Source organism: Streptomyces sp. W16 (assembly GCF_033194735.1).
Taxonomy (GTDB): domain Bacteria; phylum Actinomycetota; class Actinomycetes; order Streptomycetales; family Streptomycetaceae; genus Streptomyces.
Window position 1 is genome coordinate 1 of the sequence record NZ_JAWOAI010000433.1, and the last position, 8,694, is coordinate 8,694.

At 71.1% G+C, this 8,694-nt stretch carries 8 protein-coding genes and 1 pseudogene; 2 read left to right on the plus strand and 7 right to left on the minus strand.

Going from position 1 to position 8,694, the window contains the following annotated elements:
- The 3 genes from R6V09_RS39105 to R6V09_RS39115 form a co-directional block, all read right to left on the minus strand.
- The coding region (locus R6V09_RS39105; protein WP_317886233.1) for a polynucleotide kinase-phosphatase at positions 1-1,917 on the minus strand (1,917 nt) is incomplete at its 3' end.
- Positions 1,914-3,401 carry a 3' terminal RNA ribose 2'-O-methyltransferase Hen1 gene (locus R6V09_RS39110; protein WP_317886234.1) on the minus strand — a complete coding sequence of 496 codons (1,488 nt, stop codon included), beginning with the start codon at positions 3,399-3,401 and terminating at the stop codon, positions 1,914-1,916. The genes R6V09_RS39105 and R6V09_RS39110, both read right to left, overlap by 4 nt.
- A gap of 130 nt (positions 3,402-3,531) precedes the next feature.
- The gene (locus R6V09_RS39115; RefSeq protein ID WP_317886235.1) at positions 3,532-4,197 is read right to left on the minus strand and encodes a TetR/AcrR family transcriptional regulator; all 666 of its coding nucleotides are present in this window, start codon (positions 4,195-4,197) and stop codon (positions 3,532-3,534) included.
- Between the two features lie 164 nt (positions 4,198-4,361).
- On the opposite strand from R6V09_RS39115, the gene R6V09_RS39120 reads away from it, so the two are divergent.
- On the plus strand, positions 4,362-5,831 hold the full coding sequence (locus tag R6V09_RS39120; protein WP_317886236.1) for an MFS transporter: 1,470 nt from the start codon (positions 4,362-4,364) through the stop codon (positions 5,829-5,831).
- Between the two features lie 99 nt (positions 5,832-5,930).
- On the opposite strand, the gene R6V09_RS39125 is transcribed toward R6V09_RS39120, so the two are convergent.
- A complete protein-coding gene (locus R6V09_RS39125) occupies positions 5,931-6,854 on the minus strand; it encodes an LLM class F420-dependent oxidoreductase (protein ID WP_317886237.1) in 924 nt (307 codons plus the stop codon).
- 244 nt (positions 6,855-7,098) lie between these two features.
- On the opposite strand from R6V09_RS39125, the gene R6V09_RS39130 reads away from it, so the two are divergent.
- Entirely contained in the window at positions 7,099-7,275 is a 177-nt protein-coding gene (locus R6V09_RS39130) for a hypothetical protein (protein ID WP_200713655.1), read from the plus strand.
- A 32-nt stretch (positions 7,276-7,307) separates the two neighbouring features.
- On the opposite strand, the gene R6V09_RS39135 is transcribed toward R6V09_RS39130, so the two are convergent.
- From R6V09_RS39135 to R6V09_RS39145, 3 genes and pseudogenes are all read right to left on the minus strand, one after another.
- Positions 7,308-7,781 (minus strand): DUF6099 family protein, encoded by a 474-nt coding sequence (locus R6V09_RS39135; protein ID WP_317886238.1) that lies wholly within the window; start codon positions 7,779-7,781, stop codon positions 7,308-7,310.
- Positions 7,782-7,972: 191 nt separating this feature from the next.
- The gene (locus R6V09_RS39140) at positions 7,973-8,299 is read right to left on the minus strand and encodes a nucleotide pyrophosphohydrolase (RefSeq protein ID WP_317886239.1); all 327 of its coding nucleotides are present in this window, start codon (positions 8,297-8,299) and stop codon (positions 7,973-7,975) included.
- Positions 8,296-8,694 (minus strand): annotated as a pseudogene (locus R6V09_RS39145) (ATP-binding protein); the annotation flags it as partial. The pseudogene R6V09_RS39145 and the gene R6V09_RS39140, both read right to left, overlap by 4 nt.

The following is an 8,694-nucleotide window of genomic DNA, read 5'->3' on the forward strand; positions in this document are numbered from 1 at the left end:
GACGCCCCGCCCGGCGGCCCCCTCCAGCGCGGCCAGCGCACCCGGGAACACCGCCCCCGCAGCCGCGCCGACCGCCGCGTACTGACCGCGCAGCAGCCCGGACGCCTTCAGCGACCACGGCATCAACTCCGCGTCCAGCAGCAGCCAGTCAGTGTCGAGTTCCGCCCAGAGGCCCGACTCGTCGAGCGCCGTGCGCAGGCGGCCGAGGATCTCCTCGGTCACCGCCGCGTCGTCGAAGAACGGGCGGCCGGTGCGCGTGTACAACGACCCCGTCGGGCCGCCCTCCACACCGAACCGCTTCGCCGCCGTCTCCGCGTCCCGGCACACCAGCGCCACCGCCCGCGAGCCCATGTGCTTCTCCTCGCACACGACCCGCGCGACCCCGTCGTCCTTGTACTGCGCGAACGCCTCGGCCGGGTGCTCCAAGTAGCCGTCGACACGCGAAGTCGCCGTCGGGGCCATCGTCGGCGGCAGGTACGGCAGCAGGCGCGGGTCGACCGCGAAGCGGCTCATGACCTCCAGGGCCGCCGCCGCGTTCTCCTCCCGGACCGACACCCGGCCGGCGTGCCGGGTCTCCACCACCCGTCGGCCGTGCACGTCCGCCAGGTCGAGCGGGCGGCCGTCGTGGCCACCGGGTGCCTCGGTGCGCAGTGGGCGGGTCGGCTCGTACCAGACCTGCTCGGCCGGTACGTCGACCAGCTCCCGCTCCGGCCAGCGCAGCGCGGTCAGCTTGCCGCCGAAGACGGCACCCGTGTCGAGGCAGATGGTGTTGTTCAGCCAGGTGGCCTCGGGGACCGGAGTGTGGCCGTAGACGACCGCGGCACGGCCCCGGTAGTCCTCGGCCCACGGGTAGCGCACCGGCAGGCCGAACTCGTCGGTCTCGCCGGTCGTGTCGCCGTAGAGCGCGTGCGAGCGGACCCGGCCGGAGGTGCGGCCGTGGTACTTCTCGGGCAGCCCGGCGTGGCAGACCACGAGCTTGCCGCCGTCGAGGACGTAGTGGCTGACGAGTCCGTCGATGAACTCCCGTACCTGCGCACGGAATTCGTCGGTCTCCTCCCCCATCTGCTCGATGGTCTCCGCGAGGCCGTGCGTGTGCTGGACCTTGCGGCCCTTGAGGTAACGGCCGTACTTGTTCTCGTGGTTGCCCGGTACGCACAGCGCGTTGCCCGAGCCGACCATGGACATCACGCGGCGCAGTACGCCGGGCGAGTCGGGGCCGCGGTCGACGAGGTCGCCGACGAAGACGGCCGTGCGGCCCGCCGGGTGGACGCCGTCGTCGTAGCCCAACTTGCCGAGCAGGGTCTCCAGTTCGGCGGCGCAGCCGTGGATGTCGCCGAGGATGTCGAAGGGGCCGGTGAGGTGGGTCAGGTCGTTGAAGCGCTTCTCGGTGACGACGGACGCGTTCTCGATGCCCTCCACTCCGCGCAGGATGTGCACCTTGCGGAAGCCCTCGCGCTCCAAGCTCCGCAGGGAGCGCCGGAGTTCGCGGGTGTGGCGGGTGATGACGCGGCGCGGCATGTCGGCCCGGTCGGAGCGGGCGGCGTTGCGCTCGGCGCACACCTCCTCCGGTACGTCGAGCACGATGGCGATGGGCAGCACGTCGTACTGCTTTGCCAGGTCGATCAGTTGGCGTCGGCCGTCCTGCTGGACGTTGGTCGCGTCGACGACCGTGCGGCGGCCGGCGGCGAGGCGCTTGCCCGCGATGTAGTGCAGGACGTCGAAGGCGTCCCGGCTGGCGCTCTGGTCGTTCTCGTCGTCGGCGACCAGGCCCCGGCAGAAGTCCGAGGAGATGATCTCGGTCGGCTTGAAGTGGCGGTGCGCGAAGGTGGACTTGCCCGAGCCGGAGGCGCCGATCAGCACCACGAGGGAGAGGTCGGTGACGGGCAGGACTCGCCCCTTGTTCTGCGTCTCGGTCATGCCGCCTTCGCCTCCTTCGATGTCGCTGTCTCTGTCGCTGACTCTGTCTTCTGTACGAACACGGCCATCTGGGTGGGCGGTCCCACCTCGGGGTCGTCGGGCCCGACCGGTACGAACTCGACGTCGTAGCCGTGCCGTTGGGCAATCTTTCCCGCCCACTCCCCGAACTCCGCGCGCGTCCACTCGAAGCGGTGGTCGCCGTGCCGGACATGTCCGGCCGGGAGGGTCTCCCAGCGGACGTTGTACTCGACGTTCGGGGTGGTGACCAGGACCGTCCTGGGGCGGGCGGCGCCGAACACCGCGTACTCCAGCGCCGGCAGCCGGGGCAGGTCGAGGTGCTCGACGACCTCGCTGAGCACGGCGGCGTCGTAACCCTTGAGGCGGTTGTCGGTGTAGGCGAGCGAGCTCTGGAAGAGCTGGACGCGCGAGGCCTGCCGCTCCCCCATGCGGTCGAGCTTGAGGCGGCGGGCGGCGATGGTGAGCGCGCGCATCGACACGTCGACGCCGACGATCTCCGTGAACCGGGTGTCCTTGAGCAGCGCCTGCACCAACTGCCCCTGCCCGCAACCGAGATCGAGCACGCGGCCGGCACCGGACGTCTTGAGCGCCTCGATGATCGCGTCCCGGCGCTGCACGGCGAGCGGCGTCGGCTTCTCCTCGGTCTCGGTCTCCGGCTCGACCGCGTTGTCGATCTCCTCGACCTCGCTGTCGTCGGCCTCTGCGAGCCGTACCAGTTCCAGTCGCTCCATGGCCTCCCGGGTGAGGGACCAACGGCGGGACAGGTAGCGGCTGGTGATGAGTTTCTGCTCCGGGTGCGCGGGCAGCCAGCCCTCACCGGCCCGGAGGAGTTTGTCGACCTCGTCGGGGGCCACCCAGTAGTGCTTGGCGTCGTCGAGGACCGGGAGCAGGACGTACAGGTGGCGCAGCGCCTCGGCGAGGGTCAGCGTCTCCGACTCCAGTACGAGGCTCACGTACCGCGAGTCGCCCCACTCGGGGAACTCGGCGTCCAGCGCGACCGGTTGGGCGGTGACCGTCCAGCCGAGGGGTGCGAAGAGCTTCCGTACGAGGTCGGTGCCGCCCTTGGCGGGCAGCGCGGGCACCTCGATGCGCAGCGGCAGTGGCCGTTCGGCGCGCTCGGGGCGGGCGTTGCACACGCCGCGCATGGCGCTGGAGAAGACCGCGCTGAGTGCGACGGCGAGCAGTGAAGAGGCCGCGTACGGACGGTCGTTGACGTACTGCGCGAGTGCGGCGTCGGGCGCGCCGCCGCGCCCCTTGCCCTTGCCGCGCCGGACCAGTGCCACCGCGTCGACCTCCAGCAACAGCGCCGCCGTGCAGCGCCCGGCATCCGCCTCGGGGTAGAGGACGTAGGCCTTGCCGTAGGACGTGGAGAACGCCTGCGCCTTCTCGGGATGCTTGTGCAGCAGGAAACCGAGGTCGGTGGCGGGGAGTTCGGGGGTGCCGGTGGTACTGATCGTCAGGAACATGCGGAGGACCTCTCCGACGGGTGGATGAGTGCGGTGCCGTACGTGCGAGAGCCCCCGGGGTCGGTGATCCCGGGGGCTCGGCAGGACGACCGTCTCACCTTCGCACAGGGCGGGCGAGCTGCGCCTTCGGTTATTGCGCGGGGTTCCCGGCCAGGCGTTCCACCATCGTGACCGTCTGGTCGAGGATCGTGTCGAAGAGGCGGGCGTGTGCGGCGGGGAGGTCGGCGAGGAGGGGGCGCAGGGCGTCCGCCGTGGGGTCGGGGGCGGGGGCGTCGTCGAGGAGGGCCGTCATCTCCTCGTCGGGTCTGCGGTAGCCCTCGTAGACGGCGTGGCCGATCAGCGTCGAGGAGATGAGGGTCACGGCGAGGGCCAGGTCCTCGGCGGAGAGGCCGGCCGGGGTGAGGATCTCGCGCAGCCGGGTGAGGCCGGGGGTCCAGGCGGGGTGCCGGGTCGTCGTCATGTACGGCATGAGCTGGGGGTAGGGGCGGAGGTTAGCCTGTCCGGCGCGCATCCAGGCGCGGAGCCGGTCGGGCCAGGGGCCGTCGGGGATCGGGTCGCGCCGCATGGCCTCCAGGACGTGGTCGGCGGCGGCCTGGAGGAGGGCGTCGCGGTCCGGGAAGTAGCGGTAGAGGGCCATGGGGGCGGCGCCGACGACGTCGGCGACCCGCTTGATGGTGAGGGAGACGGCCGGTTCGGCGAGCAGTACCTCGACCGCGCCCTCGACGATCCGCTCCTGTGACAGCCGGGGCGGGCGCCCCCTGCCCCGGCGGCCGGAACCCGTCGCCACCTGCGTCATCCGCTGCGCCTCTCCGTCCGCGACAGCCGTGCCCGGACAGGGGAAGGCTACCGCTCCGGCAGTTTCCGGGCTCGGCTCCATTTATTTTGCGTATGGCGTACGAAAAACATGCCAGACTCGTTTCGTTCGGCCCCCTGTCGCACGCACCAGCCGGAGGCTTCGCCATGTCCGCGTCCACCGCCCCCACCCCGCCCGTCGAGGGGTCCGGGCCCTCGCGCTCCGGCGCCGTCGTCTGGGTCCTGGCCCTCGGTGGCATCACCGTCTCGCTGATGCAGACGCTGATCATCCCGATCGTGCCCGAGCTTCCGAAGCTGCTGAACTCCTCGCCGTCCGACGCCACTTGGGCGATCACCGCGACCCTGCTCGCCGGTGCCGTCGCCAACCCGGTGGTGGGGCGGCTCGGGGACATGTACGGCAAGCGGCGGATGCTGCTGCTCAACCTCGTTCTGCTGATAGCCGGTTCGGTGGTCGGCGCGCTCAGCGACTCGCTCGCGCCGATGATCGTCGGACGGGCGCTGCAGGGCTTCTCGATGGCGGTCATCCCGCTCGGCATCAGCATCATGCGCGACGAACTCCCGCCGGAGCGGCTGGGATCGGCGACCGCGCTGATGAGCGCCTCGCTGGGGGTGGGCGGTGCGCTGGGGCTGCCGACGGCCGCTTTCATCGCCGAAAAGGCGGACTGGCATGTGCTGTTCTGGACGGCGGCGGTGCTCGGTGCCGTCGTGACCGCGCTCGTCGTGGCACTCGTACCGGAGTCGGCGGTGCGCAGCGGGGGCCGGTTCGACGTCGTGGGCGGCGTCGGGATGTCGATCGGTCTGGTCTGTCTGCTGCTCGCCGTCTCCAAGGGTGCGGACTGGGGTTGGGGCAGCGGGACGACGACCGGACTGTTCGTCGTGGCCTTCGGCGTGCTCCTGGTGTGGGGCTGGTGGGAGTTGCGTACCGACCGGCCCCTGGTCGATCTGCGTACCAGCGCGCGGCGCCAGGTGCTGCTGACCAACCTCGCGTCCGTGGTGTTCGGCTTCGCCATGTTCGCCATGTCGCTGGCCGTGCCGCAACTCCTCCAACTGCCCACGCTCACCGGCTACGGCCTCGGTCAGACCGTGCTCGCGGCGGGCCTCACGCTCGGCCCCTCCGGCCTGGTGATGATGGCCACGGCACCGCTGTCCGCCCGGATCTCGGCGGCGGCCGGGCCCAAGGTCACCCTGATGCTGGGCGCGTTCGTCGTGGCCGCCGGTTACGGCCTCGGCGTCGTCATGCTGGCCGCGGTCTGGCAGGTCGTCGTGGTGTGCTGTGTGATCTCCGCCGGGGTCGGTTTCGCCTACGGCGCGATGCCCGCGCTGATCATGGGGGCCGTGCCGCTGTCCGAGACGGCCGCCGCGAACAGCCTAAACAGCCTGATGCGCTCGATCGGTACGTCGGCCTCAAGCGCCGTCGCCGGAGTCGTACTGGCGCACATGACGACGACGTTCGGCTCGCTGACGGTCCCCTCCCACAACGGTTTCCGCGTGATCATGGGCATCGGTTCGGCGGCGGCCCTGGCGGCGCTGGCACTGGCCGCGTTCCTGCCGGGCCGGCGGCCCCGCGTCGACGCGGAGGTGCCGGCGGCGGCCTCCGCGGGTGCGGGGGCAAGGTAGGGGTCCTGAAAAAGTGTGTCGGTCTCCCCGAAAGTGTCACACTTTTTTTGGGGAGGGGTGGGGCGGCGGGCGAGGGCTGGGTGCCCCGCCCGCACGGTGTCACGACAGCTGCGACTGCACCTGGGCCGAGATCAGCTCCAGGTGGTCCAGATCGTCGAGGTCGAGGACCTGGAGGTAGATGCGCCGGGAGCCGGTCTCGGCGTAGCGGCCGATCCTGTCGACGACCTCGGACGGGGAGCCCGCCAGGCCGTTGGCCTTGAGTTCGTCGACCTCGCGGCCTATCACGGCGGCGCGGCGGGCGACCTCCTGGTCGTCCTTGCCGACGCAGACGACGAGGGCGTTGGAGTAGACGAGGTCGTCGGCCCTGCGGCCGGCCGCCTCGGCGGCGGCGCGGACCCGGCCGAACTGCCGCTCGCTGTCCTCGATCGAGGCGAACGGGATATTGAACTCGTCGGCGTACTTCGCCGCCAGCTTCGGGGTACGGCTCGCGCCGTGGCCGCCGATCAGCACGGGGATCCTGGACTGCGCGGGCTTGGGCAGCGCGGGCGAGTCGGTCAGGTCGTAGTACGTGCCGTGGAAGTCGAAGGTGTCGCCGGGCTTGCTCTCCCAGAGGCCGGTGACGATCGCGAGCTGCTCCTCCAGGCGGGCGAACTTCTCCTTCGGGAAGGGGATGCCGTACGCCTTGTGCTCCTGCTCGAACCAGCCCGTGCCCAGGCCGAGTTCGACCCGGCCGCCCGACATCTGGTCGACCTGCGCGACCTGGATGGCGAGGACGCCGGGGAGGCGGAAGGTGCCGGCCGTCATCAGGGTGCCCAGGCGGATGCGCTTGGTCTCGCGGGCGAGGCCGGCGAGGGTGAGCCAGGCATCGGTGGGGCCGGGGAGGCCGTCGCCGGAGCCCATGCTCAGAAAATGGTCGGAGCGGAAGAAGGCGTCGAAGCCGAGGTCCTCGGTGGCCTTGGCCACGGCGAGCAAGGTGTCGTAGGTGGCCCCCTGCTGGGGCTCGGTGAAGATGCGAAGATCCATGCCTCCATCCTGCACGCCGGGGTGCCGGTCAACCCCACCGGTCCCTGTGGCCCCACTCGTGCCCGGTCGGGTGAAATTGCGTCAACCGTGCGCACGGGGGCTGCCCGTGCCAGTGACCGGCCCGGGTGATGATCGTTGGCTCGGGCGGAGCCGGACCGCCCGGATTCCCGCACCGGCAAGGCGACGTCGGGGCGTCACCCGCATCGGCCTCCGCTCTCGGAGGCCACGGGCCGAGGAGGCCGTCATGTCCGAAGAAGCCGTGCCGCAGCAGGGCGGGCCTGCGCAACCGAAGGGGTTGTTGCAGCAGATGGAGGAGCTGATGGCGTCACTGAACGCGGACCTGTCCGCCCTCGACGCCGACCTGCAGTCGGCCGGAAGCACGGGGTCGGTGTCCGCCGAGGAGGGCGGCGCGACCGCCTGACGCTTCTGCGGCGCCGGAGGCGGACGTCTCGGTCAGCCCGCCTCCCGCTCCGGTATCTCCGCCCGCTCCCGGTCCGCCAGTCTTCGCAGCATCTCCAGGACCCGGTCCCTGGACTCGTCGGCCGCGTCGATCGCCTCCATGCACTGCCAGTACGTGCCCTCGTCGTCCGCCGCGCAGGCGATGCCGACCAGGGCGATGCCGACCTCGCCGAGCAGGCCGCCCAGGCAGAGGAGAGCGAGGCGGGCGTCGCCCAACTCCGTGAGCTGCGCCGCCCGTAAGTCCTCTATCGCGAGCACCGGGGTGTCGAGGACGCCGCAGCCCCGGCCCGCCAGCTCGGTCAACCCCAGTGCCTCGCCGCGCAGTTCGGGCGGGCCGAAGACCGCGAGGCGGCTGCCGATCGCCTGCGCGAGGGCCTGCGCCTGCCACACCTCCGTCATGGTCTGCGGCACATCGCCGCTTCCGGCCAGGGCACGCCTGCTCGTCACGATGAGCCGCATCGCGTCCATGCACTGCCCCCGTCATATCCCGACGTGCTGTTCGCACGTCCGCCCGAACTCCCTTGTCCACTACCCAGAGTGAGAGTCCCTGAGACGAAAAGCCAGAGGAAGGCGGAAATCTGTGGACAACAAATCGGTTGCGGACAGATGAATGACTCCGGAGAGTGAAAATGGACGCGCCCGCTCCCCCAACTTGTCCATTACGGCCGGGGGAACCTGTCCTCGTTCCGGTCGATCTTCGCCTCCAGCACGGCGAGCGGGTCGATGCCAAGCACCTCGCACAGCTGCAGCAAGTAGGCGAGCACATCGGCGACTTCGTCCCGCACCCGGTGCGCGCTGCCCGGGTCGTCCATGACCCGCGCGGACTCCTCGGGGGTCAACCACTGGAAGATCTCGACCAGTTCGGAGGCCTCCACGCTGAGCGCGGCGACGAGGTTCTTGGGGGTGTGGTAGGGCTGCCAGTTCCGCGCGGCGGCGAACTCGGCCAGTCTGCGCTGCAGTTTCGCCACGTCGAGATGTTCTGTCACGGCTCCAGGTGTACCACCGTGACCCCCTCGACCCGGTCCGCCCAGGACGCGTCGCTCACCGCGCCGACCAGCCGGATGTGCCCGCGCTCGCACATCCGGGCGGCGAGCCGCAGCAGTTCGGCCCGTTGCCGTACGTCCAGTCCGCGATCGAGGCCGTCGGCGAGGACGGTGAGGGTCTGCATCGCGGCGGGGACCTCGCCCGGCGGGTCCACCTCCAGAACGCCGGGGCCGGTCAGGAGCACCAACGCGAGTGCCGCGTAACGGAGTTCACCGTCACCGAGCCGTTCGAAGCCGGTGCGCCCGCGGTCACCCCGGTCGAGCACGGCCCTGACCGTGCCCTCGCCCAGCGGTTCCGCGAGCACGTCCGCGACGGCTCCGGCGCATCCGGTGCGGAC

Bases quoted from the DNA above. Each gene is read 5' to 3' on its own strand.
- R6V09_RS39110 (WP_317886234.1), bottom strand. From the start codon at position 3,401: ATGTTCCTGACGATCAGTACCACCGGCACCCCCGAACTCCCCGCCACC.
- R6V09_RS39115 (WP_317886235.1), bottom strand. From the start codon at position 4,197: ATGACGCAGGTGGCGACGGGTTCCGGCCGCCGGGGCAGGGGGCGCCCG.
- R6V09_RS39120 (WP_317886236.1), top strand. From the start codon at position 4,362: ATGTCCGCGTCCACCGCCCCCACCCCGCCCGTCGAGGGGTCCGGGCCC.
- R6V09_RS39125 (WP_317886237.1), bottom strand. From the start codon at position 6,854: ATGGATCTTCGCATCTTCACCGAGCCCCAGCAGGGGGCCACCTACGAC.
- R6V09_RS39130 (WP_200713655.1), top strand. From the start codon at position 7,099: ATGTCCGAAGAAGCCGTGCCGCAGCAGGGCGGGCCTGCGCAACCGAAG.
- R6V09_RS39135 (WP_317886238.1), bottom strand. From the start codon at position 7,781: ATGGACGCGATGCGGCTCATCGTGACGAGCAGGCGTGCCCTGGCCGGA.